This window comes from Hymenobacter canadensis (assembly GCF_027359925.1).
GTDB lineage: Bacteria > Bacteroidota > Bacteroidia > Cytophagales > Hymenobacteraceae > Hymenobacter > Hymenobacter canadensis.
Map to the genome: position 1 here is coordinate 477,214 of NZ_CP114767.1, position 26,272 is coordinate 503,485.

The window sequence follows — 26,272 nt, forward strand, 5'->3', positions numbered from 1 at the left end:
AAAGAAAACTCATATCGTCTTATGGCTTGATATCAACAAAGACGCGTAAAGCTGTAGTATTGGCATACATATGAATGGTATATATAAGTTCAAGTATCGGAAAAATCATGTATTTATTGTGGAATGGTACTAGTCGTTGTCTTTACTATAATTGAACTATAACGCGGTGATAGTTGAAGTATTTTTTTGCCGAATAGGAATTTCAGGGACAAGCTCATGCAGGGTTGAATTATTGCTGGGAAAGATTGTCGTCAGCTATTTCCGGGTTCAACTTCTGCTTCACAGCCAATTGCCTCGGTCATTAGGCCAAAATAATGTACATAAATCAGCCAGTCAGCAGAGTAAATGCTTGAGAATGAAAGTGAATACTGGCTTTTTGTTGTGCTCAGGCTGCGCGTATGGTATCTGAGCGGGCTCTAAAAGCTATTGGCCTGCTCGCCACGTAGAGTGGGCAAACAGGCCAGTAGCGGGCAAAATCATGCCGTGGCTTATCTCAGAAAATAGCCGACCAGCCGGCGAGAGTAGCCGGTTAGCAGGCAAAGCGGCAAATCGCGCGGAGGGCAGTTGCGGCGCGCAAACAGCGTAAAGTCCCGCAGGTTGGCCCCGCCCCGGATACTGAACAGGTGCTGATAATAATTGCGCAGCGTCCGCTTCTGCCGGTTTTGCTGGTCGCCGCTTTCGTCGGGGTAGGTGCCCAGACGGGCATCGAAGTTCAGGTAGACCTCAAATCCGGCCAGCCGTGCTTGGTGGGTGAAGTCGTAGTCGGCGTAGTAGTGCGGCAGCAGCTCCGCGGCAAACAGCCCGATGCGCTCAAACACCACCCGTGGAATAAGCAGCCCCCGGCCGGGCAGGTACTCGGTAGGGAGCTGGCCTTGGCGTTGCTCGGCCGGCACTTCGTCGAGTAGGCGCCGGAAACTGCCGGTGCGCCAGTTCAGCCAGCCGCCGGCGTAAATGGGGTCCTGCGTGCGGGCATCCAGCTCAAACGCTCCGTACAGGGCCGGTGGGCGGCTATTGGCTGCCTGCATCATTCGAGCTACAAAGTCGGGATACGCCAGCACGTCGTTGTTCATGGTCATCAGCCAGCTGGCACTCTGGTCGAGGGCATGGCGCAGGCCCAGGTTCACACCGGCGGTCCAGAACAGGGAGCCAGTACCCGGCAGCACCGTTACCTCCGGATAGTCGGCGGCAAGAACGGCGGCGGTGTCGTCGGTGGAGCCGTCGTCCACGACAACCGTATGGAAGTTCCGGTCCGTCTGCTGCCGCAGCGAATCAAGACAGGCCCGGGTGTATGCGAGGCGGTTGAAAACCGGAATGACGATGTAGAGCATGGTGCACAGCCTGAAAACAGCGAAAAATGAACGAAGCGTGGCTCTCCTGATCAGGCTGGCATGGCCTTCATCAGGCCCCGATAGAGTTGGCCGCCCAGGTCGGCAGGCAGCGCATTGAGCAGCATATAGGGCAGCGAAGCGGGAGTAGTGCGGGGCAGCAGCTGATGGCGCTGCAGCAACGTATCGAGGCGCCGGCTCAGGCTGGGGTTGTGCAGCAGCTGCCCGGAAATGAAGCGCAGCTTGGGTACTTCCCGGGAGAGGGTCTGGCGGAAGGCGGCGGCTCCGGCGGGGTCGTAGTGCTGCAGGGGTGCCAGATAGTAGAGGGCGTGGCAGTAGCTCTCCGTGTACATGGCCCAGCGCGTGGTGCGGGTAGAAATCTGGTTGCCGGGGTGCAGGTGGTAGTTGCCCATCACAGCATCTGCCACCTGGAAGTCGCCGCGCATCATCATGCGCAGCCATAGGTCGAAGTCGCCGGTGTAGCGTAGCTGCTCCTTGAAGCTGCCGGCCGCCAGCACGGCCTCGCGGCGCATGAGGGAATGAGAAATAATAAACGGACAGCCCAATTGCAGCGTCTGCGTAAAGAGCTGGCGGCCGTTGAACCGCGCCGGGTAGCTGAACTTCAACTGCTGCAGGCGCAGGTCGTGCTGCTGCTGCACCTCGGTGGCATTGGTGCCCACAAAGATGCTGCGGCCCGTTACCAGCACCAAGCCAGGGTCGGTGAGGTAGGGCTGCAGTGCGTGCAGATAGTCGGGCGTGATTTCGTCATCATCGTGCAGAATCTGCACCCACTCGCCCTGCGCCCGGCGAATGGCCAGATTGCAGTTGTTGTATTGGCCCAGATTGCGGGCATTGCGGTGGTAGACCATGCCGGCCGGCTGCTCGTGCGCAAACCACTCTTGGGTATCGTCTTCGGTGGAGTTATCGCTGACCAGGATTTCCAGGCTCAGGCCCGGCGGGCGCGACATGCGCTGCAGTTGCCCCAGCACGCGCTGCAGGTCGGGCAGGCGGTTGTAGGTAGGGACGATGATGGAGAGTTGAAGAGCAGCCATAGCGCAGAGAGTAGACGGTAGAAAAAGAGGTTGGGAACTTTAAAGCGTCACGGAAAAAACGGCGGCCAGCTGGCGCACCCGCGCAACGGCCTTGTCGCGGAGGGTGGAGCGCCATTGCCGGTAGTCAGAAAGCGTGTCGCGCATCATGAAGGCCGGATGCCGCAGCGGCAGCGGCATAGGTTTGGTAGCCAGATTGGCCCAGGGGTGCCCTACGTTGTGGGTGTGCGTGGCCTGGCCCCCAAACCCAATGTTGCTGATCAGGTTTACGCCCGGCGTGACACTCAGTCCCGACTGGCTGAGCAGGGTGAAGGCCCACTGATAGTCCCAGGTGTCGAGCTGGCCATTGTGGGTGGCCCAAAGCGGCTGCAGGGCCATGCGCTGCTCTAGACTATGGAAAAAGCGGCGCCAGAAGTAACTCTTGCGCTCCAGCTCGGGCAGCTGCGGCGAGGCCACATCATAGAGTTGCCAGGCCCGGCGCCAGGTGGCCCAGCCCCAGATGCCTACATACTGTGAGAAAAAATAGGAGTAGTCTGGGTCGCGGGTCCAGCCGCGCAGCAGGTTGCTGCCGCTGATGTGCAGCACGCGGGTATCGTGGGCGTAGTGCTGGAGCGCATCCTCGCAGTATGGGAAGAAGCTGGCGTGCGGCAGGCAGTCGTCTTCGAGGATAATGCCGCACTCCTCGTGCTCAAAAAACCAGCTGATGGCTCCGCTAACGGCCCGGCGGCACCCCAGATTCTCTTCCCGGAACAGGGCTTCGACGGTACAGGGCCAATCGATGGCGGCCAGCACCTGCTGGCGCAGTGTGGCGCAGATGGCAGCCTCGGCGGGACGGCCGGGGCGAGGGCCGTCGGCGGCTATGTATAGGCGTGGCGGCCGTGCGGCCCGGATGGCCTCCAGCACCCGCAGCGTCACGTCGGGCCGGTTGAAGACGATGAACAGTACGGCGGCGCGGGGCGGCGCGGCCGGCACCCCGGAATCACCAAAAGCAGGAGCGGAAGTGGTTGGCATAGCTCAGACAGGATAAGGCATTGCACTGCTGGCGGCCGCCGGCACCGGCGCCGGCCGCCCGGGCCGAGCCAGTATTGGCGGGGCCAGCGGCTCGGGTGTCAGCTGCCGGATGCGGAGTAGCCCGTACCCGATGAACCCGAAGAAAAAGGAGGGCAGGCAGTAGGAGTAGGCGTACACTAGGCTCGTGACGATGAGCACTGTCCAGGAAAGCGCCTCGGGCGAGGTGGGCGCCCGCCGGACCAGTTGCAGCGCCAGCATGAGCTGAGGCAGCAGAAACAGCAGCATCCCCACCGCCCCGAAATAGAAGGGGATTTCGAGGTAGAAGCTGTGCAGGTTGTGGCCGTGCCCATCCTCAAAGAAAGTGGTGTGGCTCTCCGGATTGTAGAACTGCACGGGCAGCTCGAAGCCCGCCAGCCGCATCCCCAGCAGCGGGTTCTCCTCTACAAACGGCCAGTACGATTCAAACTGCAGCAGCCGCCACGAGCCGGTTCCCTGCGTGCTGTGGTTCTCGATGTCCGATAAGTTGGCAACCAGCTTATCGAGCACCTCCGGGTATGACACGATAACGAAGGACGCGGCCAACGACACCAGCAGCAGCGGGATGCCCAGCAGCAGCGGCAGTGCCCCGCCACCCAGCCGGCGCGGCGTCGCCCGTGCTATCAACCCCATATTCAGGACCAGCGCTAAGGCGGAGGTAACCCACACGGTGCGGTGCTGAAAGAAGAAAATGGCAAACGCCGCCACAAAAAACAGCGCCAAGTGCCGCGACTGTCGGCCCGCCAGATACTCGTTGAAATGGTAGAGCAGCGGTAGCATCAGCAAATACACCGATGAGGCATACAACCCGCGGTTGTGGGCCAGAAAGGCACCTACGTTCAATGCGTCGGAGCTGACCAGAATCAGATTCAGCACTAGCGCCACCCAGATCAGCGAAACAACATCAGCCAGCGTGATGCGCCCTACGCGGGCATAGAGCCCGTAGAATGCCGGAATGGTGAACAAAACCAGCAGCTTCTGGAAGACGTGCGGGTACACCATCGGCGTGTCGTAAAACCAATAGGACTCGATAGCCAGCAAAGCAACCGCTGCCGTAGTCGCCCAAAATATACCCCGGGCCAGGCCGCGCAGATAGTGGTAATAAAACACACTTAGTGCCACGCAGAAGAAGGCAAACAGGCGGGTGTATACCAGCGTGAACGTATAGGCCGGATGCCCCCCCAGATCCTCTTCCGGAGCATGACCAGTGATTAGGTCTGAGAACAGCGGATCGGAGAGCAGCAACACCAGTATCCCGGCAATGTAGAAATAGCGCAGATTGATTTTCATGGGAGCGGGTAGCTGGCGGTGGCACGGATTTCTAGCGGCAGCGGCCAAGCTAATTCAGGAGGAGAAGCAAGACGTGAACCAAGCACTTGGCGGTAGAGGCGTTCGTAGGCGGCCGTCACGGCGGCCTGGGAGAAGTGGGCTGCCACCCGGCTTACCCCGCGGACACTGAGCTCCGTGTAGTGGGCTGGCTGCGTAAACAGCTCTACCAGCGCACCCGCAATAGCAGCCGGCGAATTGATGTCGACGAGCAGGCCGCATTGGCCATGTTCCAGCACCCAGGGCACGGCTCCGGAGTGGCTGCCGCCTATTACTGGCAAGCCGGCCTGCATAGCTTCCACCAGCGTCATCCCAAACGACTCTTCGCGCGAAGGGTGCAGCAGCACATCAAACTCAGGCAGCCGGCGCAGCAGAGACTCATGGTCGAGAAGGCCGGCGAAATGCACGCCGGCGGCCAGGCCCTGCGCCTGGGCCCACTTCTGGGCCGTTTCGCCGGGGCCGTAGTCAGGGCCGAACAGCCAGTATTCGGTGCCCTCGCCCAGCTGCTGCCGCACCTGCTGGAAAGCCTGCAGTGCCGTAGCTGCGTTCTTCAGCTCCGACCAGCCAGTTAGTATGGAGATAATGCGCCGCCGCTTTTCCGTTGGGAAGGCTCGCACTCCCCCCACGGCCGGCAGCACGGCATTTGGTACCACCGCCAGCTCGCGTGTGCTGCTACGTAGCGCTCCGGCCAGATACGGTGACACGGCCGTGAAGTGCCGGCCCCGACGTAGCACCCAAAGCTTGAGCAGCAGTCGTACCACCCGGTACAGATCGGGCTGGTAGCGCAGCACATTCCAGGGGTTGTCGTGGAGGGTGATGAGGTGCGGCCGGCCGCTGGCCAGCGCGCCGCGGGCAAATTCGTAGCCCCAGTGCGCGTGCACGATGTCGGGCTCGTCGAGGTCGATAAACTGGCGGATTACGGCGGCTTCCGCCGCAAATAGGTCGGGGCAGCGCTGCCGGGCGCGGGCGCGGAAGTTGCCCACGTACACGGTCAGGCGCGGGCCGCGCAGTACCACCGGCTCCGGAATGTTGCGGCCCAGCGTGTACACCGACACCGTGTGGCCGGCCGCCAGCAGCCCCTGCACCAGCGGCGTAGTAGCGCTGCCGCCCAGGCCCTGCGGCAGCATGGTGCCGGCCGCCAGGTCCAGGTGCGGACTCAGCACTTCAATGTCAATGGGGGTAGCTATGCCGATTTTCATACTGAAAAAGCAACTGAAGGGAAGAGACGACTAGCAGCAGAACGACAGGTTACGTTGGTATATGGGTGATAATATGTTATTTGTCAGATATTTACTGATGGAGTTTGTTATTCGCTGCCAGCCACTGCGGGGGTAGGATTTAGCAGCGCCAGCAACCGGTTGCGCAACTGGCCGGCGCTGAGGTGGGCTTCCAGCTCGCGGTAGAGCGAGAGCCGTACGATGCGGTTCCAGGGCATGCCTAATTGGCCCAGCAGCGCTACCACGCCCAGCGCCATCAGCAACAGCAGCTGCGCTAGCGAACCTACCTGCAGGCGGGCCAGGGCGGTTTGCGCGGTGCCCAGCACTACGGCCAGTACCACAGCCGTACACAGTGCCGGCCAGTAAGCCCCCCACAGGTCGGCCACCGGAATATGGAGGTAGCGGTGGATGGCAAACTGGTACGTGGCATGGCGCAGTAGCTCAGCCAGCAGCACCGTCAGGACCATGGCCCGCAAACCGTAAGGCGCCGCTATCAGCAGGCCGGCACTCAGGCCGGCAATAAAGCCCAACTGTACCCACACCTTGAAGCGCAGTTTGCCCAATGATTCGCACAGTGAGCCGCTGTAGATGGTGAGCAGATGGGCGCCTACCATCAGGGCCAGCGGCCCCAGCAACGGTACGGCGGCGCCCCACTGCGGCCCCAGCACCACCCGTACCAGCGGCTCGGCGGCCGTGGCCATGCCGGCCGCCATCGGCAGCATCACCCAGGCTGAAAGGCTGAGCGAAGTGAGGTAGAGCGGGCGCAGGCGTGGGAGGTCATGCTGCAGGCTACTGTAGGAAGGCAGCATCACCCGCGAGATGCTGTCAGTGAACTGGTAGAGCGGCAACTGCACCAGAAAGAACGTGCGGTTGTAGAGGCCAAGCGTGTAGGTGCCCAGCAGCCGCCCGATGCTGAGCCGGTCGAGGTTGGCGCCGAAGTATTCCAGCAAGCTCACCACCGACACGGCGCCCCCGAAATTGACCAGTGGCTGATAGTGCGCCCAGCGCACTGGCGGGCGCAGGCTGTGGCGCACGCAAAGCCAGGCGGCCACCGCCTTCACCAGCAGGTTGGCGAGCGTGGCCCCCACCAGGCTCCAGATGCCCCAGCCGGCCCAGGCCATGCTCAGCCCCACCAGGCCGTAGCCGACCAGAAATGCCCCCAACTCTATGCGGGCCAGCAGATCGAAGGCCATACGGCGGCGCAACAGGCTTTGGGAGGTGGCCCCAAGGCTGTTTACTACAAACGTCAGCGACATGCCCCGTAGCACGTTCACCACGCCGGGCTCTTTGAAAAGCAGCACGGCCAGGGGCGCCAGGCCCCACATCAGACTGGTTACCAATATCCCCAGCCCGATAGCCACGGTGGAAGTGGCCCGGATATGCACCGGCTCCAGCGTGGCGCGCTGGATGAGGGCCTGCTCCAGTCCCATTTGGGCAAAGTAGCCCCCAAAGCTGATGATAACCATCGCCATGCCCATCAGCCCAAAATCAGCCGGGGAAAGCAGGCGCGACATGATACCCGAATAGATGAATTGCAGCACGGCAATCAGGCCGGTGGCAATCAGGCTCCAGCGCAGTCCGCGAACGGTGCTGGCCGGAATGGCAGAAGTGGAAACAGCAGGCATAGCAGAAGCAAAAGCAACGGGCTGCGCAGTAGAAAAGCAGTTGGCAGGAGCGGCAGACGACACAAGGAGAAACAGGGGGCCAGAGCTATGCAGCTAGCTAGGGCTAAGCGTCAGGCGGGGCTTCGGCGAAAGTTGCCGCCGCAGCAACACCAGTAAGCGAGGGAGCTTTCGGGCCAATATCAGCAGGCGCTGCGGGTGCCATAGTGGCTGCGGAATGCCCAGAAAGCGGCCCAGGTACGAAGGCAGCTCGGCGGGAGGCGTGCGCCAGAATGCGCTGTGTGGGTCCAGAACCCGACGACACAAAATGGGCAAACCCTGGTTTTTTTCGTTGGGCAAATGCCAGATAGGCAGCTGTAGATCGGTGGCGCGCACGTCGGTCTTGCGGTAGGAAGTCCAGATACGCCGGATAAAGGGACTGGCGTCGATGCCTGGTTGGGCGAGGCGGTTATACACGAAGCTGGTCAGGTATTCGTCGCCATCGAAAAGGCTGCGGCCGCTGGCAAAGCGCGGCGCGGCCGTAGGATATTCGCGCACGACCGTTTCCCAGAACGTCTGCAGTTCTGCTGCTACCTCAGCCAGGCGTTGGCGGCTGCCACCCAGCAGTTCGCCGCCGTAGTGTAGCGGCACTGCTACCGGATAGCTGGGGTCGAGTTGCCGGTACAGGTTGCCGATGTCGCGGCGGCTCAGGCCGTGTACTTTGGTGTCGGGGCCGGTGTCGGGTTCAGCATCAAGCAGAAGCAGCGTTCCCGGCTGCCTGATCAGCTCCAGCAGCGCCGGCGCCGGCCGCGTCCAGACGCAGTCGGAGTCGAGTAGGATGCTTCCGGCGGCGGCCCCGGGCCGGGCCATCTCACGCAGCACCTCCAGCTTGTAGAAGGCGTTGCGAAACTCGGTGCCAAATGACGGGGGCGGGCAAAACTCTGCGAACGGCAACTGCCGGATCTGTACTCCCAGCTGGTCCAGAAAAGCCCGGTAATCAACGCCACCCCAGCAGGCGGGCGCTTCATCATTGGTATAAAACAGGTGCGAAATGCCTGCATTACAGCGCACTGAAGTGGCAAAAAATACGGCCGTACACTGCCAGTATACCCGCCGCCGCTGCTGTGCGCCCACATCAAGGAGTTGCGGATACACCGAGGCCGGAGTATCGGCAGTGTCCACGCAAAGGCTTGTTACGATGGCCATGAGGCTGAAGGTAGAAGGGCAGGAAATTGATGAGGCGGCCACTTGAATCTGGCCGGCGCTTTATGAGGCCTCGTGCCCCGGAAGTTGCCGTGCGCGCTGGCTTACACCGAGTAGTAGGCCGCTTGGCTCTTGTAGTGATACTCGTAGGTGTCGTGGAAATTCACGTTGTTGAGCAGCACGTACACCTGGCCGGCCGGGGTGCCGGGGTGGGCACTGTCGGCCAGTTCCTGCAGGTGTTGCAGGCTGGTGCGCTGCGTGTAGCGGTGGCGCACCACAAACACCGATACGTCGATGTACTGCCGCAGAATATGGTATTCCGATACCAGGCCCACTGGCGGCGCATCCAGAATCACGTAATCGTATTCCTGCTTGAGCAGCTCGATCAGCGCGCCGAAGCGCGGGTTTTCCAGCAGTGCCATGGCATCGTCCGGGATGGGGCCAGCGGCCAGCACGTCCAGGTTCGGGATGTGGTCGGCCTGCTGCATGGCTTCGGCCAGCGAGATTTCGCCCCGCAGATACGCCGACAGCCCCGGCCGCTGCGGCGGAAACCCAAAGTAGCCGCTCATGGTAGGTTTGCGCAGGTCTGTTTCAATCAGCACCGTGCGCTTGCCCGATAAGGCCAGCTCGGCGGTCAGGTTGGCGCAGCAGAACGTTTTGCCTTCCCCCGAAACTGCGGAAGTAAAGCCGATGACCTTTTGCCTCGTGCCGCCACTCACGTACTGCAGGTTGATGCGTACCGTCCGGAACGACTCCGTTACGGCCGATTTGGGCATTTCGTGGCGCACCAGCTTGGTCGATTTGCCGGCGTCGGCAATCAGCCCTAGAAACGGCACGCTCGTGACGCTCCTGATCTGGTCGACGGTCTGCACGGTCTGGTCGGCCCGGTCGCGGAGCAGAATAAAGCCGGCTGGTATCATGAGGCCCAGCACCAGCGCAATCAGGTAGAGCTGCGCAGGTAGGGGCGGCAATGGGTCGTTGCTTTCCAAGGCGGCCTGGTCCACCACTTTCTTGTCGCTGGTGTTGGTGGCCAGGGTTACGGCGGCCTCCGTCTTTTTCTGCAGCAGGAAGGTGTAGTTCTTGTCGTTGATGTCGGCCTGGCTGCGCAGTAACGCCAGCTGGCGCTCATTTTCCGGCAGCTGGCTGATGCTGCTGCGCACGGCGCCCAGCCGCTGGTCGTAGCTACGCAGCGACGCCTCCGAAGACCGGACTAGGTTGGTGAGGTTGCGTAGCAGCGCCGCCCGTCGGCTCTGGATCTTGTTGTTCAGCGCCTGCACTACGGGGTTGCCGTCGGAGGCTTCCACTGCCAGCCCGGCCTTTTGGCTATTGAGTTGGGCCAGCTCCATAATCTGGCTGTTGAGCACTGGGTCTTCCACCCCCAGGCCGGTAGCCGAGCTGACAGCGTCGCCGTCGGGGGAGGCCCGCAGGTAGCTCAGCACGTTCATGTAGGCCAGGCGTGCGTTCATGGCTCTGGACCGTTCGTTTTCCAGCTGGCTGCGCATCTGCAGATCGGAAGTGGCTTGCTGCGTAGCGTCCACCAGGCCCCGCTGCCCCCGGAACGAAGCTACGGCCGATTCGGCGCGGCGTAGCGAATCCCCGACTTTGCCCAGCTGGGAGTCGATGAACGACAGGGCCGTGCGGCCGTCCTTGTTTTTGTCGTCGAGGTCGTTGGTGATGTAAGTGTGCATCAGGGCGTCCAGAAACCGCAGTTCTTTGGCGGGCACACTGCCTTTTGTGGTAAGGTTCAGCACGCGCGAATAGCGCTCAATCGGTTTCACGATAAGGCCGCTCCGGTATGTGTCCGTGAGTTCGGGCAGGGAGTGAAGCACAAAATAGAATTTCTGCCCTCCCAGTGCCACCGTGCTGCCCTCAATGCGGAAGCGCGAATAAGGCCCCTGTACTGTTTCGCCCGGGTTCACCGTCCGCTCGAAGCTGAACTCCGGTACTGTATTCAGCATTGCGCCTGTTTGATACTGAACGACCGGCACCTGCTTGCCTTCGGCCTGCACCCGCAGCCGGCCATCAGGCAGCGTCTCTACAAAGTACCGCACCCCAATTGCCTGTGGCACAGCACTGTCTATCAGCACCCGAATTGGAACCTCGGCCCCGTATATTTCCTGGGTTTTGAGAGGGCGCAACGCATTTACCCACACCTCGGGCACCGTGTGGTAGCTCACCCCAAAGTCCAGGCTGCGGAGCGCCTGGTTCACCAGGCCGGCCGAGGTCAGCAGTCCTATTTGATCCTCGGTTTTGGTTTCGTGCTCCTTGTTGTCGGTCGTGAGCAGGTCTTGGGCGTGGCGCGAGCCGGTGGCGCGGTCAGACAGCATCAGCGTCGATTTGAAGCCGTAGCGCACCGGCATCAGCTGGGCCAGGAAAAATGCGGCTGCCAGCGCCAAGGCCAGCGAAGCCACAAAGTAGTACCAGCGCGACCGGAGCTTGAACAGTATATTGCTCAGGTTCAGCTCGTCGGCCGTGGAAGGAGTTTGATGGGTAGCCATAGTAGCAGAGGAAAAGCGAGAAGTTTCCTGGCACAGAGCCGGGCAGAGGCTGGGTAGCCTCGTGAGAAATAGCCAGATGGCTTAATTTACTATAGTTATAATAAAAAACGATTTATTAACATAATTATGTCGCGGCTTATCGAAAGAGTCCGTACAGGAGTGCTGCTGTGCCGAGGCCGGAGAACAGCAGCCCTATGTTCACGGAGTTGCCGCGTTGCGTGAGGGCTTTCACCGGTTCCACGTACAGGGCATCGTTGGGCAGTAGATAGTAGTAGGGCGAGCTAAGTAGCTCAGGGCGTGTGAGGTCAAGCAGCATCACCTGTGAGCCTTCGCGGGTCTGGCGGATCAGCTTCACGTTGCGTCGGTTACCAAGTGGCGTCAGGTCGCCGGCCAGGCCCAGGGCCTCCAGTACCGTGGCCCGGTCGTTGAAAATGGTGAAGCGTCCCGGCGACTTCACCTCGCCCAGCACCGTTACCCGGAAACTCACCAGCCGCAATACCACCGTGGCGTTGCGCACGTAAGTAGCTATGGCCTTCTGCACGGTTTCTTGCGCTGCGCCCAAGGTCAGACCACGCACTTTCACCAGGCCCACCGTTGGGACCATGATAGCGCCATCCTTATCTACCACGTAACCGTTGATGTAAAGCGAGCCAGGGTCTGACTGGTTGAATACCAACTCGTTTTCATGCAGGTTGAAAGCCTTGGTTAGCTCTGGCTGCGCGCTCTGCACCTTAATGTACAGCACATCATTAGGCATAATCAGGTACTCGGCGGGCTGGTTGGCCACTACTGTGGGCTGCGCCGAATAGGAGCCCTGCAAATAGCTGACATCACGCGTAGGAACGCACGAAACCAGGGAAGAACTCAGCAACAACACACCCAACAGCACCAAGCGGACAGCAGACGAAACGGCGGAATACGGCATGGTTGGCAGAACGTAATAGGAGAGAAGCAATAGAGTAAGAAAAGACCTGTAAGGAAGAAATTGATGAACTTCCTGAACTGGCACTTTTTTATAAAAATGTTGGATTGAAATTGTAAAAGCAAGTAATTATTAAATTTTTTAAATAAAATATTGCACAAGGGTTAGTTGTTCATGCGCTGTGTATAGCTAAAAATCTATGTTTTAGAACCCTAACCCTCGTAAGCGGGCTGCAGGGCCGGATAAGCGGAAGGCTGTACCTTCGGCCCGTCGGATTCCGGCATCACTCCTAATATTCCCGCTGCATGAAAATCCTGCTGGTGGAAGACGAGCCCAAGGTGGCCGCCTTTCTGCACAAAGGCCTGACGGAGCAACAACATAACGTAGAAGTGGCCATCGACGGGCCCACTGGCCTGCGGTTAGCCCTCTCCGGCCAGCACGACCTCATCATCCTCGACAACCTGCTGCCTGGTTTGAGCGGCCTGGAAGTGTGCCGGCAGGTGCGGGCGCACAATCCGGCCGTGCCCATCCTGATGCTCACGGCCCTGGGCGAAACCGACGATAAAATCCGGGGCCTTGATGCCGGCGCCGACGACTATCTGGTGAAGCCGTTTGCCTTCCAGGAGCTGCTGGCCCGGGTGCGTGCTTTGGTGCGGCGCCGGCCCGAAGCCGCTGCCGCCGCCGCCGTCCTGCAGCTCGCCGACCTGACCCTGGACCCGGGCAGCAAGCTGGTGCAGCGTGCTGGGCAGCCTATTCAGCTCACGGCGCGGGAGTTTTCGCTGCTGGAGTATCTGCTGCGCCACAAAGGCCGCGTCATTTCGCGCGTCGACATTCTGGAGCACGTCTGGGAAACTTCTTTCGATACCGGCTCCAACGTCATCGACGTCTACATCAACTTCCTGCGCAAAAAGATTGATAAGGATTTCACGCCCAAGCTGATCCATACGCTGGTGGGCATGGGCTACGTGATGAAGGAAGAGTAGACTTTTTAGGGCTTAGGGCTTAGGGCTTAGGAAACAGGCCCTGGGGCTTGGGCTCTAGCGAGCAGGGCCTGTTTTCCAATCCCTATGCCTCAAGCCCCAGGTCCTAAGCCCTAATCCCTGAAAAATACATGACGATTCGCCTTCGGCTGGCGCTGCAGTTTGCGGTTATTCTGGCCTTTACGCTGCTGCTGTTTTCGCTGGTTATCTACTTCTTCACGGCCCAGGCCCGGCAGGAGTCGTTCACCGAAAACCTGTTTGCGCGGGCCCGCATCGTCGCCCACGTCTACCTCGATGGTACCGGCCGGGCCGACGAGGCCAGCCGGGCCTCGTACCGCCGCTACCTGCGCCAGTTCTACCGCACCCTGCCCGAGGAAGAAGTGCGCGTATATGACACCCGTAACACGGTGGTGTTTCGGGAGGGGCAGCTGACCGATGTGCCGGTGCCGGTGAGTTTGCTGAGCGCCGTACGGCAGGAGGGCCGTGAGGTGCTGCTGCGCTCCAACTACCACCAGACGGTGGGGTTGCTCTACCGCGACTCACGCCGGGGCGACTTCGTGGTGGTGGCCTCGTCGGTGGATACCGACAGCGGCGACAAGCTGCGCAGCCTGGGCAATATCCTGGCGTTCGGGCTGCTGACCTCGTTTATCATGGTGAGCATCGGCGGGTGGTTTTTCGCGGGCATGGCGCTCCGGCCCATGCAGAAAGTGGTGCGTGAAGTGGACAGCATTACCGTCTCGGATTTGCACCGACGCCTGTCGCAGGCCGACGGCTACGACGAAATTGCCCACCTTGCCCAGCGCTTCAACCAGCTCCTCGATCGGCTCGAAACGGCCTTCGCCGGCCAGCGGACCTTCGTGCGGGACGCCTCCCACGAGCTGCGTACGCCGCTTACTGTGATTATCGGGGAGCTGGAAGTGGCGCTGCTGCAGCAAGAGCGGAGCCCGCAGGAATACCGCCGCGTGCTGCAAAGCACCCTCGACGCGGCCCGCCTGCTCAAGGACCTCACCAACGGCCTGCTCCAGATTGCGCGCGCCTCCGATGACCCCTCTCAGGTGCCGCTCACCACCCTGCGCCTCGACGAGCTGCTGCTGCAGGCCCACGAAGAGGTGCAGCGCCGCAACCCTACCTGCCGCGTCGATCTGGAGTTTGGGGATGTGCCGGCCATGGTGCGCCAGCCGTTTGCGGTGCGCGGCAACGAAGCGCTGCTGCTGTCGGCGTTTCTCAACGTGCTGGAAAACGCCTGCAAGTTCTCCAAGAGCACGGCGGCCCCCATCGTGGCCAGCCTCACTACTACCGCCGCGCGCGTTGTGCTGGAGGTGCGCGACCAAGGCGTGGGCATGAGCGAAGCCGACCGGCTGCAGGTATTCGTGCCCTTCTTCCGGGCCGAAGCCATCCGGACAGTGCCGGGGCACGGCATCGGGCTGCCGCTCACGTCCAAAATAATGGCCCTGCATGGCGGCCTCATCCGGGTAGACAGTGAGCTGGGGCAGGGCACGCAGGTGTGGCTGGAGTGGCCCGCGCTGGGGTAATCAGGCCGAGTAAAGATGGCTGATGTATAGGGTTTTGACGATTTAACCTGCTTTTAATTCTCTTTTAACCGGGTCTTAATTACGGTGCTGTAGACTTGTGGACTGCTCCTATCCATCCGTGCCGGTTCATAGCCGGCGCGTGCCACTCCACTTCTCTACTCATGCCCGAAATAGCTCCGGCTCCGCCGCATCAAACGGCGTCCGTTCCGGGCGCAATTGCTGCCCCTGGCGGCGTGTTCAGTTCCCTGGGGAAAGATGCGCCTGCCGGCCTGGTGGTATTTCTAGTGGCACTGCCGCTGTGCCTGGGTATTTCGCTGGCCTCAGGCGCCCCCCTGATGGCTGGTATCATCACCGGAATTGTGGGCGGGCTGATCGTGTCCTGGCTCAGCGGCTCGCAGCTGAGCGTAAGCGGGCCGGCGGCCGGCCTCACGGCCATCGTGCTGACGGCCCTGCAGACGCTGGGTTCCTTCGAGGCCCTGCTGGCGGCTACGGTGGTGGCCGGCGCCCTGCAGGTGGTGATGGGGTTTGTGCGGGCTGGTATTATCGGGCTGTACTTTCCCACCTCCGTCATCCGGGGTATGCTGGCGGCCATCGGCCTGATCCTGATTCTGAAGCAGATTCCACATTTGCTGGGCGTCGATACCGACTACTTCGAGGACATGACCTTCCTGCAGTTCGACGGCCAGAATACGTTTTCGGCCTTGGTAGGGGCCCTTCGCTCCTTTGGCTGGGGCTCCGCCCTGATCGGGCTGGTGTCGTTGGGGGTGCTGGTACTCTGGGAAAACGTGCTGGCCAAGCGCGTCGCCCTGTTCCGGCTGGTGCCTTCGGCGCTGGTAGTGGTGGTGCTGTCCATTGCCCTCAGCTCCCTGCTCAATATCACGCTGCCCGTGCTGAAGGTGCGCCCCGAGCACCTGGTGCAGCTGCCAAACGTTAACTCCTGGGCTGATTTTGTGGGCGTGTTTAAGTTTCCGCAGTGGTCGGCTGTCACTAAGCCTGGCTTCGTGATGGTGGCCTTCACCATTGCCATCGTTGCCTCGCTGGAAAGCCTGCTCAGCGTGGAAGCCGTGGATAAGCTGGACCCGCACAAACGCTCCACGCCCACCAACCGCGAGCTGATGGCCCAGGGCGCCGGCAACATCATCAGCGGCCTACTGGGCGGCCTGCCCATGACGGCCGTTATCGTGCGGAGCTCGGCCAATATCAACGCCGGCGGCCAGACCCGTATGGCGGCCTTCATCCACGGGCTGCTGCTGCTCACGAGCCTGCTGTTTCTGGAAACCATCCTGAACCGGATTCCGCTGTCGGCGCTGGCGGCCGTGCTGCTGGTGGTCGGCTACAAGCTTACCAAGCCCACCCTGTACCGCACCCAATGGAAGCTAGGCTGGCAGCAGTTTCTGCCCTTCATCATTACGGTGGTGGCCGTGTTGCTCACCGACCTGCTCAAGGGCGTCACGATTGGTCTGGTGGTCGGCATCTTCTACATCCTGAAAACGCACTACGAGTCGGCGTATTTTCTGCGCCAGACGCCCGAGCTGCAGGCGGCCGGCGTCTACCATCTCAAGCTGGGCGAGCATGTGTCCTTCCTCAACAAGGCCAGCGTCATCCGGATGCTGGAGCAGTTCGGCCCCGGCAGCCACGTCATCCTCGACGGTACCGAGTCGGAAATGATTGACTACGACGTGCTGGAGGCTATCGAAAACTTCCGTCAGTCGGCGCCCGAACGGGGCCTGAAGCTGGAGCTGCGCGGGATTCAGCAGGTGGAGATAATGGGCCATTAGGCGGCCCGGGTCCACCGTTTTTCTCTCACGCGCCTGCAGGCAAGGTTGCCGGACTACCTGCTCTGCCCGCATTCGGCACCACTCATTTTCTTTCTCATGAGCATTGATAAAATATTAGAAAATAACCGCGGCTGGGTGGCCGAAATGAAGGCCACCGACCCGGATTTCTTCAACCGCCTCGCCGACGGCCAGAAACCCAAATACCTGTTCATCGGCTGCTCCGATTCGCGGGTGCCGGCCTCGGCCATCACCGGCACCGGCCCGGGCGAAATGTTCGTGCACCGCAACATTGCCAACATGGTGGTAAACACCGATTTCAATATGCTGTCGGTGCTGCAGTACGCCGTGGAAGTGTTGGGCGTCGAGGACATTCTGGTGGTGGGCCACTACGGCTGCGGCGGCGTGGCGGCCGCGGCCGCCAACAGACAGTACGGCCTCATCGACAACTGGCTGACCAACATCCGGGACGTTATCCGGATGCACGAAATGGAGTTTCTGCGCATCAAGGACGACGCGCAGCGCCTGCGCCGCCTCGTGGAGCTGAACGTGATTGAGCAGGTGCGCAACCTGGCCAAAACCAACATCATCCAGAACGCCCGCAAGACCAGCAAGCCGCCGCGCCTGCACGGCCTGGTCTACGACATCAAGGAGGGCCTACTCAAGAACCTAGAAGTGCAAGACAACGGCATTGGCGAGCTGCAGCACATCTACGGCACCGAGGCCATGAAGCACGCCGAAGAAGTGCTGGAGAGCCAGCCTGGCTTCAACCCCAAGGCCGACAAAGGCCAGCTACTGGACGAGCCGGAGAAAATCAAAAAAGACAAGAAAGAGGACAAAGGCCCTCACCTGCAAAAAGCCAGCTAATGGCTCCCAGTCTTGCCCTCGGGCAAGTTACGTAGTTAAGTGTGGTTGGAACCGCCGTAGCCCTTGGCTACGGCGGTTTTTTTGTGGGCTATGGCAAGCTGATTTCGGCCTTCTCGAACCCACCGCCCCCGTTACTGCGTAGGCGGGCTACACACGCTATACCTCAACTCCTGCCTTCATGCAAGCTGCCTACTACACCCAATATGGTTCTGCCGACGTGCTCCACTACGGCGAGCAGCCCACGCCCACGCCCAAAGCCGACCAGATTCTGGTGCGCGTACGGGCCGGCAGCGTCAATCCTATCGACTGGAAAGTGCGCCAGGGTGAGCTTAAGCTGCTCACGGGCCACAAGTTTCCCAAGATTCCGGGCCGCGACGTGGCCGGCGAGGTAGCTGCCATCGGCGACAACGTCACGCGCTTCCGCATCGGGGACCGGGTGTATGGCATGGCCGCCGATGGCGTGGGTGGCGCGGCTGCCGAGTATGCCGTGCTGGCCGAAACCAGCGCCGCCTTTATTCCGCAGCAACTGAGCATGGAGCAGGCCGGGGCGGTGCCGCTGGCGGCCCTCACGGCGCTGCAGGGCCTCTACCACCACGGTCGCCTGCTCTCCGGCGACCGGGTGCTCATCAACGGGGCTTCGGGTGGCGTGGGCTCGTTTGCGGTGCAGATTGCCCGGGCGCTGGGCGCCGGCGAAATCACGGGCGTGTGCGGCCCCGACAACCAGGAGCTGGTGCGCACGCTCGGCGCCGACCGGGTAATCAACCACAAGGAGCACGATTTCACCACAGACCACAGCCGCTACGACCTGGTGTTTGACGCGGCCGGCAAAAGCAGCTTCAGTGCCAGCAAAGCCTCTTTGCGCCGCCTGGGCCGCTACGTCACCACCACGCCCGATCCGGCGGCCCTCGTAACGGGCACGGTAGCTACGGCCTTCTCCGATAAGAGCCAAGCCATGTTTCTGGCCAAAAACAGCGGCTCCGATCTAGCCCTGATTTCGGCCTGGCTGCAGGCCGGCACCATCAAGCCCATCATCTACAAAACCTTCGCGCTACGCGACCTGGCCGAGGCGCACAGCCTCAGCGAGAAAGGCGGCACCCCCGGCAAAATCGTGCTGATGGTGGAGTAGCCGGGTTGGTCATCCTGAGCCGCCTGTCGTCCTGAACCACTTGTCATCCTGAGCTTGCGAAGGACCCTATCACGTCTGGGTTACTATCAAACGACATGCTCTGATGTGCTAAGGTCCTTTGCAAGCTCAGGATGACAATAGCTTGCTACCTTACTCGGCGGGCTTGGTGAAGGCTATCAGGATGGCGCCGCCGGCCATGAAGGCAGCGCCCAGGATGACCTGCCACGTTACTTTCTCCTTCAGGAAAAACACAGCCAGCAGGATGGAAAACACCAGCGAGATTTTGTCGAACGAAGAGGTGCGCGAGGCCTGGCCCATCTTCAGGGCCTGAAACGAGAACAGCGACGAGGCGCAGGTGATGATGCCCGCTGCAATCAGAAACAGCCAGGTGCGGCGGTCAATCTGAGCTACCTGCGGCAAATGGCCCTGCCAGGCCACTACGCCCCACGCCACACCCACAATCAGCACCGACTGGATGGCAAAGGCTACGCTGGACTCGATATTCTTGACGCCTACCTTGGAGAGCGTAACTACCACCGCTGCCGACAGCGCCGCCATCAACGAAAAAACTATCCACATACACGAGAAAAAAAAGGAGGGCTATCTGGTAACGTACGCAGCCGGGCCGGCTTTTGATGGCATAACACCACCAAAAGCCTTGTGCAACAGGCTATATAGGCCGTGTAGCATCCTCCACTATCTTGTGTCTAGGTACCATCCACGCTATCTGCCACTATGAAATGGGTCGCAATGAAGTTGTTATTACTGGCGGTCTGCCTGAGCTTACCGGCCCTGCCGATACCCGCCCAGACCGGCCGCGCCAACGCCAGGCTACCCCGGGTTCCGGAACCGCCGGGCACCATCCGTCTGGCCGAAAATCTGTTCGTGGATGAGTCGGAAATGGACAACCTGCACTGGCTGGAATACCTGCAGCGCATCCGGCTGGATTCCTCCACCGCCTTCTACCGTAGCCAACTGCCCGATTCTGCACTGTGGGTGGGACTCACGGCTGCACCTCCGGCCGGGGCTGCCAGCGGCCCCAGCACCGAGTATTATTTCCACTACCCGGAACTGCGCTATTGCCCGGCCGTGGGCATCAGCTACGAGCAGGCCACGGCCTATTGCCGGTGGCGCAGCACCCTCGTCAACGAGTCGATGCGGCAGGGGCCGGAGTTTCGCAAAAAGCACCCCGAACTGCGCGACTACGACGTGACGGTGGAGTACCGCCTGCCCACCGAAGCCGAGTGGCAGCAGGCGGCTTTCGGGACGCTCGGTAGCGGCCCGGCGCCGGCCGGCTTGGTGCCGCTGAAGTCCGCCGGTAAGCCGCGCCCGGTTGCGCTCCGCCAGCAGGCCCTGGTTGCGGCCTGCCTCACCGCCCAAGCCCTGCCAGCGGCGCAGGTGCTCTACAAACTGCCCTATAACCTCCGCGAAGACTACTACGTGGCCGAAACCGGCCGCGCCTTCGAGTGCCTGCCTCCCTCCGGCCAGCCAGGCCTGGAGTACGTGTACGTGAACCCGGCCAACTACCTGGGCCTCTACAACATCATCGGCAACGCCGCCGAAATGACGGCAGCGAAAGGCGTGGCAAAAGGTGGCTCGTTCAAAAGCTCCGTCCTGGACCTGAAGCCCGAGGCGCAGCAGCGCTACCAGGGCCCGCAGAGCTGGCTGGGTTTCCGCTGCGTAGCCACCGTGCGGCTGGTGCGGCGGGTGGGGGAGTAAAATTGGTAGTAGTCTGAAATTACGGCCAATTCTGTCCGGGCCATTGAGGGTATTGGTCAACACTATGTTGAGCTAACAATCGAGTGACAATAACCTGGCAAACGCCTAAGGTTCCTGTTCTATAGCGCTCAATCGCCCCCACAGCCCCCGCCGCAACCACCGCAGCCTGAGTCTCCCCCGCAACCAGAGTCGCTGCCGCACCCGGAGCCGCCAGAACCATCACTATCGGCGCCATCGGCATGGCTGTCGAAGTGGTGGCCGCAGTCGTGCCAGGAGTCGATGCCGTCGCTGCTACCCGACCAATCGGCTCCGCTGGTTTGCTCTTGCTCGCGCTGGGCCCGATATAGTTCTTGGTCAAGCACGTGGCCATCGGGCGACTGAAACGTGGGCAGCAGAAACAGCACTCCCCCAAGTTGAGCAGCCAGCGCCGTGGCGGCAACGGCATCCTGCAAGGTTAACTGGCCCAAAGTCGTGTCGTAGCCGATAATCTTGCTTTCCAGCTTATGACGCAGCGTGGTACCGGCTGGCGTTAGGTGCCAAATCCCCAGCGCCCAGCGCCACCAGCTGAGCTTGTACAGACCGACTAAGGGCCGATGCTGGCGCACTAGCTTCCCAAACTGCCCCGCCGACTGCGCCGCCCGAAAAGCTAGCTTTACGAAATGCTTGAGCAGTATTTCAGGCAATGAATTCTGCGTAAATGGGCGTAGCAGCAGCGCTTCATAAGGGCGGGGTTGGTAATCTATAAAGGTGGGGCCGAGCCGTAGGTAACTGCTGTAGCTAATCGGGTCGGAGGGGTGGGGCTGCACGGCGCGGTTTTCCAGTACCAGCACTTGCCGGCGCAGCAGTTCCAAAAACGTGAGTCGTAGCTGTTGCCGCAGTGACGGGTTGGCGTCAGCCAGTAGCAGCAACAGTTCCGTAGGCCGGGCGTCGATCAGGAAGTTATCTACTTGTTGCGGTTGCGAAAGCGCCGGAGTGGCCATAACTGGGGAAGTAGCCAATGGGTAGATAAGTTGACGCGTTGAAAATGAGCTGGCCGAAAACGAACGGCGGGCGGCGGCCACAGGTCGGGCGGCGGCGCTTGCCCGAACACGGCGGTGTAGTGGGTGAGTGTGCGGCCATACCAGTCGTCGAACTTGGCGTGCTCCTGGCTGCCGCCGCGTGTGGGGCCGTGGTGAATGGGTTGGCTTATCGTATGCTGGCAGAAATCAACCCAGTAAGAGCGGGTATACAGCAAGTGCAGGTGCCAGACCTGGTCTACTTCGTCGGAAGGCGTGAGCGGCTGCTGGGTGACGCAGAGCAGAAAAATAAAGCGCTTATACTCCAGCACGGCCCGCAGGCAGAAGGGCAAGCTCCATCCATTTTCGCGGGCTAGCCGATCAGTAAAGGAAAACGCGGCGGCCGTGTCATCCAGCTCAAACCGCTGAATTTTGTCCCACAACTCAGGCTGGAAGGCTGGTGTCACGGAATGCGCGAAGTAGACAGAAGTAGGCAACGGCAATTCACACTGCCAACCACGGAAACGGCGGCGGCAAAAGCAAATGTAAGGCAACAACGTTGAGGCGAAAAGGTGATTTTCACTGGCTTCAAATCGACCTTTCCGCGCCTTATCTTTGTTGATTCCTGGCTGGCTTCCACCTCTGCGAAATCAGCGTTTAAATCAGCAACCTCTGCGAATTTGAAAGTCTGCATTGCCGAAAAGCCCAGCGTGGCCCGTGAAATTGCCAGCGTGCTGGGCGCCGACCGGCGCATGGACGGCTACTACGAGGGCAACGGCTACCAGGTAACCTGGACGTTTGGGCACTTCTGCCAGCTGCGCGAGCCCGAGGACTACCGCCCCGAGTGGAAGCGCTGGAGCATCCATGACCTGCCCATGGTGCCCGAGCAGTTCGGCATCAAGCTCATGCGCCGCGACGACGGCGTGGTGCGCCAGTTCAACGTCATCAAAAACCTGCTGGCCAATGCCGAGGAGGTGATAAACTGCGGCGATGCCGGCCAGGAGGGCGAAGTCATTCAGCGCTGGGTGCTGATGGAAGCCAAGTACCGCAAGCCCTTCAAGCGCCTCTGGATTTCCTCGCTCACCGAAGAAGCCATCCGTCAGGGCTTCCAGAACCTGCGCGACGGCTCGGAGTTCGACAACCTCTACCAGGCCGGCAAAAGCCGCGCCGCCGGCGACTGGCTGCTGGGCCTGAACGCCACCCGCCTGTTCACGCTCAAGTACGCGCCCGGCCAGCGGCAGGTGCTCAGCATCGGGCGCGTGCAGACGCCCACGCTGGCGCTGCTCGTCGACAGGTACCACGAAATCCAGAACTTCCGGCCTGAGCCGTATTGGGTGCTGCGCACCGAGTACCGCGGTACGATGTTCAGCCACGTGGCCGTGCTGAAAAAGGGCAAAGACGACGACGAACCCGACGAAAAAGCCCGCCTGAAAGCCCGCGGCTACTTCGTGACGCAGGAAGAAGCCGACGCCGCCCTGGCCCAGGTGACCGGCCAGCCGCTGACGGTGACCAACGTGGAAATCAAGAAGGCGCTGGAGAGCCCGCCGGCGCTGTTCGACCTGACCGCGCTGCAGGTGCAATGCAACAACCAGCTGGGCCTTTCGGCCGAAGACACGCTCAAGACGGTGCAGGGCCTCTACGAAAAGAAAGTGGTGAGCTACCCACGCGTGGACACCACCTTCCTGCCCGACGACCAGTACCCCAAAATTGCGGGTATCATGCGCGGGCTGGGTGGCGCGCACGGCGCGCTGGCCGCGCCGCTGCTGGCGGCCGGCAAAATCCGCAAAAGCACCAAGGTCTTCAACAACAACAAAGTCACCGACCACCACGCCATCATTCCGACCGGGGCCAGCGCTAACAGCCTGCACGGCACAGAAAGCAGCGTCTACGACATCATCGTGCGCCGCTTCCTGGCCGCGTTTTACCCCGACTGCGAAGTGTCGAACACCACCGTGACGGCCGATGTGGCCGGGCGCACGTTTCGTGTCCGGGGCCGCCAGATTCTCAGTCCAGGCTGGCGCGAGGTGTACGGCGACCCGGAAAAGCAGCAGGCGCCCTCGGCCCCGAAAGCAGCCGGCGAAGGCGACGACGATGTGGTGAATACCGTGCTGCCCAGCTTCGTGAAAGACGAAACCGGCCCGCACAAGCCCCGCCTCGACGCCAAAATGACCCAACCGCCGCGCGACTACACCGAGGCCATGCTGCTGCGCGGCATGGAAACCGCCGGCCGCAACGTCGACGACGAGGAGCTGCGCCAGGCCATGAAGGAAAACGGTATCGGCCGCCCTTCTACCCGCGCCGCCATCATCGAAACGCTGTTCAAGCGCGGCTACATCCGGCGCGACAAAAAGAAGATTGTGCCCACGCCCACCGGTGTCGAGCTGATTGGCCTGATCCGCAACCCCACGCTGAAGTCGGCGGAGCTGACCGGGCAGTGGGAGCGGAAGCTGCGCCAGATTGAAGGCGGCCAGCTGGAATCCAGCCAGTTTCTGGGCGAGCTGCAGCAGCTGGTGCGCGAGATGGTGCACGAGGTCAAGCAGGACGGCTCAGGCCGCGGCATCAGCATCCACAAGCCTGAGTTGGCCGACCTCACCGGCCAGAAAGCCGGCGCCACCGCCAAAGCCAGCCCGCCGAAAGCCGCCGCCACGCCGGCCGTGCCGGGGGCGCTGGGTCCGTGCCCGGCCTGCGGCAGCGGCCACGTGCTGCGCGGCAAGTCGGCGCTGGGATGCTCGCGTTGGAAGGAAGGCTGCCAGTTCCGGCTGCCCACCGAGTTCGAGGGCAAGAAGCTCACCGACAAGCAGGTGGGCGAGCTGCTGAAAAAGGGCCGCACGCCGGTGATGAAAGGTTTTCTGGACGATGCCGGTCAGAAGTTCGACGCCGCCATCCGCCTCACGCCGGCCCGCACGCTGGAGCTGGTGCGCGCCGCCGAAAGCAAGCCCACCACGCCCCAGGACCCCGGCCAGATTCCGTGTCCGGTGTGCCGGCTGGGCCAGATGCTGCGCGGCAAAAGCGCCTGGGGCTGCTCCCGCTTCCGCGAGGACTGCCAGTTCCGCGTGCCCTTCGAGTGGGGCGGCAAAACCCTCACCGACACCCAGATGAACCAGCTGCTGCGCAAAGGCAAAACCGGCGTCATCCGCGGGTTTATGTCCGCCAAAACCGGCAAGAACTACGAAGCCATTCTGCAGATCAATCCGGAAGGAAGGATAGAGCCGGTATTTGGGCAGAGCTGATGAGTTACTTTCTATGGTTCGTATGGGGATTGTTAACTGCCCAAACCGGACAGCCTGCTTCGTCGCGAGCGGTACCCAGTGCTATTGATGCGGTGGCAACTGCTAGGCAGGTTGAGCAACTGCTACAAACTGTTGATTCAACTTATATACAGTTTAAGGTTGATTCATTGCTGCGCTTTACAGATAAGCGGGTGCAGCATCAGTACTGGCAAGCGGGGGTGAAGGCTTGGGAGAAGGCTGATTTTGATGGTAATGGCCGAACTGACCTGCTGGTTACGGGGAGCTATTCCGATGACGGCAGTAAGGTTTTGTGTTTGCTGGATCTGGGCAACGGAAAGTTGGTAATTGAGCCATTTGACCGTCAGTTTTATAGAAGCTGCCCAATAGTGCGGGTCGAATACCAGAGACAGCAGCCCTTGCTAAGGTATCAGGACTACGCGCCCTCAATTCTGGAAATAGATAGCCTTGATGGCAAAGAGGATTTCCTACTTACCTATAAGTTTGGCGGCTTTGTGGAATACAATCCGCAGTCCGCAGCTACAGCAGCATGGGATAGTATTACCTATCGTTCTGAGTTTGCTTACGACGAGTACGAGGAGTTTAAGCTAGTGCTGGATGCTAATGGCAGGGCCACATATCATTCCCGAAGCTGGCCGGTGCTGCAGAAAAGGAAGAAACGCTATGAAGCAATAACTACTCAGGTTACGGCTGGTACCCTAGACAGTATCAGCGCCCTTATAGCCTACATCGCCCCAGCTAAGTTGAAAAGTGAATATGTGGTACGGATGAACCATGTGCCTTATACTGAACTTACCATCGCCCAGCATAAAGCGCCAAAAATAAAGCTGCTTGATGTGGGAGAACAGGGTGCTTTCGGCTTAGTAAGGCTATATGAATTGCTACGTCAGCTTCGCAGAAACCAGTCATGGCTAGCTATATATCCAGTATCCAAAAAGCGGCCTGCCAAGTAACTCTTCTGTTGCTGGCGGGCGTGGTCCAGGCTCAATCTCCCAGCCGCATTGCCGCGCTGCAAACCGATGCGCAGGTGCTGGAACTCATCCGGCCGCTGGGATGGGAATATAAGGAGGCTGTGCTGGGGGATTCCGTCGGGGCAGTATACAGTCCGTACAGATTTACTCGGTTTGCTGTGCGTGGCGGCCAAACGTGGTTCAGGGCCGACTTCGATCAGAATGGTCGGCCTGATCTGTTGGTGCTGACCCGTAGAAAGGAGATTCCGTTCGTGTTCTGCGTCCTGGATATGGGCCACGACAGCCTACGTGTGGTACGCAATTTCTACAACGCCGTGCAGCGCCGCAGCCCGGTTGCACGCGTCATACAGCAGCGCAACCAAGACCTATTGGAATACGCTGATTTCGCCCGCAGCCGTGGTTCCCGTGGCCAGCTACGGAACCGACGCACGCAGCAACTGGCCTACGTGTCGGGCGGGTTTGTAGACTACAATCCGAAACCAGCTCAGCACCACATTCAGCGGGTGACATATGAGAGTTATTCTGTGTATCACCAGGCAGTTAAGACGCGAATAGTGGTTGCTGAAGATTCCAGCCACTTCTGGCAGCGCCGGACCGAAATACGGGACTCTACCAAAGTCACGCATCAGCAGTACCATACGCCACTACATCCCGCGCAACACCAGCAACTATCGGTATTGCTGAATTATCTCGACTTCCCCCGGCTGCGAAACGCCTATGATAAAGTGTATCGGAATCATCATCCCCATGTTACGCTCACTGTAGAGTACGATAATGGGCAACGTAAAATAATCGAGGACCTTAATGGTATGGGCACCACAGGATTAAGACGCTTATATGCTTTACTGTATGAGTTAAGCATGCCCTAATG

General features: G+C 60.7%; 21 protein-coding genes. 9 read left to right on the forward strand and 12 right to left on the reverse strand.

What is annotated here, in order from left to right:
- Window positions 1-488 precede the first annotated feature (488 nt).
- The 9 genes from O3303_RS02075 to O3303_RS02115 form a co-directional block, all read right to left on the reverse strand.
- Window positions 489-1,328, reverse strand: a complete 840-nt coding sequence (locus O3303_RS02075) for a glycosyltransferase family 2 protein (RefSeq protein WP_269560409.1) — start codon at window positions 1,326-1,328, stop codon at window positions 489-491.
- A 50-nt stretch (window positions 1,329-1,378) separates the two neighbouring features.
- A complete protein-coding gene (locus O3303_RS02080; RefSeq protein ID WP_269560410.1) occupies window positions 1,379-2,377 on the reverse strand; it encodes a glycosyltransferase family 2 protein in 999 nt (332 codons plus the stop codon).
- Window positions 2,378-2,416: 39 nt separating this feature from the next.
- Window positions 2,417-3,385 (reverse strand): nucleotide-diphospho-sugar transferase, encoded by a 969-nt coding sequence (locus O3303_RS02085; RefSeq protein ID WP_269560411.1) that lies wholly within the window; start codon window positions 3,383-3,385, stop codon window positions 2,417-2,419.
- Window positions 3,386-3,388: 3 nt separating this feature from the next.
- A complete protein-coding gene (locus O3303_RS02090; protein ID WP_269560412.1) occupies window positions 3,389-4,711 on the reverse strand; it encodes an O-antigen ligase family protein in 1,323 nt (440 codons plus the stop codon).
- Entirely contained in the window at window positions 4,708-5,946 is a 1,239-nt protein-coding gene (locus tag O3303_RS02095; RefSeq protein ID WP_269560413.1) for a glycosyltransferase family 4 protein, read from the reverse strand. Before O3303_RS02095 ends, O3303_RS02090 begins: the two co-directional genes overlap by 4 nt.
- A 107-nt stretch (window positions 5,947-6,053) precedes the next feature.
- A complete protein-coding gene (locus tag O3303_RS02100) occupies window positions 6,054-7,589 on the reverse strand; it encodes a lipopolysaccharide biosynthesis protein (RefSeq protein WP_269560414.1) in 1,536 nt (511 codons plus the stop codon).
- A 93-nt stretch (window positions 7,590-7,682) separates the two neighbouring features.
- Window positions 7,683-8,771, reverse strand: coding sequence for a hypothetical protein (locus O3303_RS02105; protein WP_269560415.1), 1,089 nt, complete (start codon window positions 8,769-8,771; stop codon window positions 7,683-7,685).
- A 101-nt stretch (window positions 8,772-8,872) separates the two neighbouring features.
- The gene (locus tag O3303_RS02110) at window positions 8,873-11,266 is read right to left on the reverse strand and encodes a GumC family protein (protein WP_269560416.1); all 2,394 of its coding nucleotides are present in this window, start codon (window positions 11,264-11,266) and stop codon (window positions 8,873-8,875) included.
- A gap of 136 nt (window positions 11,267-11,402) precedes the next feature.
- A complete protein-coding gene (locus tag O3303_RS02115) occupies window positions 11,403-12,191 on the reverse strand; it encodes a polysaccharide biosynthesis/export family protein (protein WP_269560417.1) in 789 nt (262 codons plus the stop codon).
- 302 nt (window positions 12,192-12,493) lie between these two features.
- Between O3303_RS02115 and O3303_RS02120 the strand changes: the two genes are divergently transcribed.
- From O3303_RS02120 to O3303_RS02140, 5 genes are all read left to right on the forward strand, one after another.
- Window positions 12,494-13,171 carry a response regulator transcription factor gene (locus O3303_RS02120; protein ID WP_044013200.1) on the forward strand — a complete coding sequence of 226 codons (678 nt, stop codon included), beginning with the start codon at window positions 12,494-12,496 and terminating at the stop codon, window positions 13,169-13,171.
- 128 nt (window positions 13,172-13,299) lie between these two features.
- Window positions 13,300-14,700: a HAMP domain-containing sensor histidine kinase gene (locus O3303_RS02125; protein ID WP_269560418.1), complete on the forward strand. Its 1,401-nt coding sequence runs from the start codon at window positions 13,300-13,302 to the stop codon at window positions 14,698-14,700.
- 233 nt (window positions 14,701-14,933) lie between these two features.
- On the forward strand, window positions 14,934-16,478 hold the full coding sequence (locus tag O3303_RS02130; protein ID WP_269560419.1) for a SulP family inorganic anion transporter: 1,545 nt from the start codon (window positions 14,934-14,936) through the stop codon (window positions 16,476-16,478).
- Between the two features lie 96 nt (window positions 16,479-16,574).
- Window positions 16,575-17,342 carry a carbonic anhydrase gene (locus O3303_RS02135; protein ID WP_269560420.1) on the forward strand — a complete coding sequence of 256 codons (768 nt, stop codon included), beginning with the start codon at window positions 16,575-16,577 and terminating at the stop codon, window positions 17,340-17,342.
- A gap of 178 nt (window positions 17,343-17,520) precedes the next feature.
- Window positions 17,521-18,468 (forward strand): NAD(P)-dependent alcohol dehydrogenase, encoded by a 948-nt coding sequence (locus O3303_RS02140; protein ID WP_269560421.1) that lies wholly within the window; start codon window positions 17,521-17,523, stop codon window positions 18,466-18,468.
- A 150-nt stretch (window positions 18,469-18,618) separates the two neighbouring features.
- Here the strand turns inward: O3303_RS02140 and O3303_RS02145 are convergent, their stop codons facing one another.
- Window positions 18,619-19,047: an EamA family transporter gene (locus tag O3303_RS02145; protein ID WP_269560422.1), complete on the reverse strand. Its 429-nt coding sequence runs from the start codon at window positions 19,045-19,047 to the stop codon at window positions 18,619-18,621.
- A 171-nt stretch (window positions 19,048-19,218) separates the two neighbouring features.
- Here O3303_RS02145 and O3303_RS02150 point away from each other — a divergent pair, with 171 nt between their 5' ends.
- A complete protein-coding gene (locus tag O3303_RS02150) occupies window positions 19,219-20,187 on the forward strand; it encodes an SUMF1/EgtB/PvdO family nonheme iron enzyme (protein WP_269560423.1) in 969 nt (322 codons plus the stop codon).
- 128 nt (window positions 20,188-20,315) lie between these two features.
- Here the strand turns inward: O3303_RS02150 and O3303_RS02155 are convergent, their stop codons facing one another.
- Together O3303_RS02155 and O3303_RS02160 are read right to left on the reverse strand one after the other, a co-directional pair.
- The gene (locus tag O3303_RS02155; RefSeq protein ID WP_269560424.1) at window positions 20,316-21,167 is read right to left on the reverse strand and encodes a hypothetical protein; all 852 of its coding nucleotides are present in this window, start codon (window positions 21,165-21,167) and stop codon (window positions 20,316-20,318) included.
- The gene (locus O3303_RS02160) at window positions 21,131-21,649 is read right to left on the reverse strand and encodes a glycine-rich domain-containing protein (protein WP_269560425.1); all 519 of its coding nucleotides are present in this window, start codon (window positions 21,647-21,649) and stop codon (window positions 21,131-21,133) included. The genes O3303_RS02155 and O3303_RS02160 overlap by 37 nt, the downstream gene beginning before the upstream one ends.
- 213 nt (window positions 21,650-21,862) lie before the next feature.
- Here O3303_RS02160 and O3303_RS02165 point away from each other — a divergent pair, with 213 nt between their 5' ends.
- The 3 genes from O3303_RS02165 to O3303_RS02175 are packed head-to-tail and all read left to right on the forward strand — an operon-like array spanning window position 21,863 to window position 26,270.
- The gene (locus tag O3303_RS02165; protein ID WP_269560426.1) at window positions 21,863-24,412 is read left to right on the forward strand and encodes a type IA DNA topoisomerase; all 2,550 of its coding nucleotides are present in this window, start codon (window positions 21,863-21,865) and stop codon (window positions 24,410-24,412) included.
- Entirely contained in the window at window positions 24,412-25,383 is a 972-nt protein-coding gene (locus tag O3303_RS02170) for a hypothetical protein (RefSeq protein WP_269560427.1), read from the forward strand. Before O3303_RS02165 ends, O3303_RS02170 begins: the two co-directional genes overlap by 1 nt.
- The gene (locus O3303_RS02175) at window positions 25,338-26,270 is read left to right on the forward strand and encodes a hypothetical protein (protein WP_269560428.1); all 933 of its coding nucleotides are present in this window, start codon (window positions 25,338-25,340) and stop codon (window positions 26,268-26,270) included. The genes O3303_RS02170 and O3303_RS02175 overlap by 46 nt, the downstream gene beginning before the upstream one ends.
- Window positions 26,271-26,272: the final 2 nt, after the last annotated feature.

What these genes read in the sequence shown, in the direction of transcription:
- O3303_RS02075 (WP_269560409.1), bottom strand. Translation starts at nt 1,328, where the DNA reads ATGCTCTACATCGTCATTCCGGTTTTCAACCGCCTCGCATACACCCGG.
- O3303_RS02080 (WP_269560410.1), bottom strand. Translation starts at nt 2,377, where the DNA reads ATGGCTGCTCTTCAACTCTCCATCATCGTCCCTACCTACAACCGCCTG.
- O3303_RS02085 (WP_269560411.1), bottom strand. Translation starts at nt 3,385, where the DNA reads ATGCCAACCACTTCCGCTCCTGCTTTTGGTGATTCCGGGGTGCCGGCC.
- O3303_RS02090 (WP_269560412.1), bottom strand. Translation starts at nt 4,711, where the DNA reads ATGAAAATCAATCTGCGCTATTTCTACATTGCCGGGATACTGGTGTTG.
- O3303_RS02095 (WP_269560413.1), bottom strand. Translation starts at nt 5,946, where the DNA reads ATGAAAATCGGCATAGCTACCCCCATTGACATTGAAGTGCTGAGTCCG.
- O3303_RS02100 (WP_269560414.1), bottom strand. Translation starts at nt 7,589, where the DNA reads ATGCCTGCTGTTTCCACTTCTGCCATTCCGGCCAGCACCGTTCGCGGA.
- O3303_RS02105 (WP_269560415.1), bottom strand. Translation starts at nt 8,771, where the DNA reads ATGGCCATCGTAACAAGCCTTTGCGTGGACACTGCCGATACTCCGGCC.
- O3303_RS02110 (WP_269560416.1), bottom strand. Translation starts at nt 11,266, where the DNA reads ATGGCTACCCATCAAACTCCTTCCACGGCCGACGAGCTGAACCTGAGC.
- O3303_RS02115 (WP_269560417.1), bottom strand. Translation starts at nt 12,191, where the DNA reads ATGCCGTATTCCGCCGTTTCGTCTGCTGTCCGCTTGGTGCTGTTGGGT.
- O3303_RS02120 (WP_044013200.1), top strand. Translation starts at nt 12,494, where the DNA reads ATGAAAATCCTGCTGGTGGAAGACGAGCCCAAGGTGGCCGCCTTTCTG.
- O3303_RS02125 (WP_269560418.1), top strand. Translation starts at nt 13,300, where the DNA reads ATGACGATTCGCCTTCGGCTGGCGCTGCAGTTTGCGGTTATTCTGGCC.
- O3303_RS02135 (WP_269560420.1), top strand. Translation starts at nt 16,575, where the DNA reads ATGAGCATTGATAAAATATTAGAAAATAACCGCGGCTGGGTGGCCGAA.
- O3303_RS02140 (WP_269560421.1), top strand. Translation starts at nt 17,521, where the DNA reads ATGCAAGCTGCCTACTACACCCAATATGGTTCTGCCGACGTGCTCCAC.
- O3303_RS02145 (WP_269560422.1), bottom strand. Translation starts at nt 19,047, where the DNA reads ATGTGGATAGTTTTTTCGTTGATGGCGGCGCTGTCGGCAGCGGTGGTA.
- O3303_RS02150 (WP_269560423.1), top strand. Translation starts at nt 19,219, where the DNA reads ATGAAGTTGTTATTACTGGCGGTCTGCCTGAGCTTACCGGCCCTGCCG.
- O3303_RS02155 (WP_269560424.1), bottom strand. Translation starts at nt 21,167, where the DNA reads ATGGCCACTCCGGCGCTTTCGCAACCGCAACAAGTAGATAACTTCCTG.
- O3303_RS02170 (WP_269560427.1), top strand. Translation starts at nt 24,412, where the DNA reads ATGAGTTACTTTCTATGGTTCGTATGGGGATTGTTAACTGCCCAAACC.
- O3303_RS02175 (WP_269560428.1), top strand. Translation starts at nt 25,338, where the DNA reads ATGGCTAGCTATATATCCAGTATCCAAAAAGCGGCCTGCCAAGTAACT.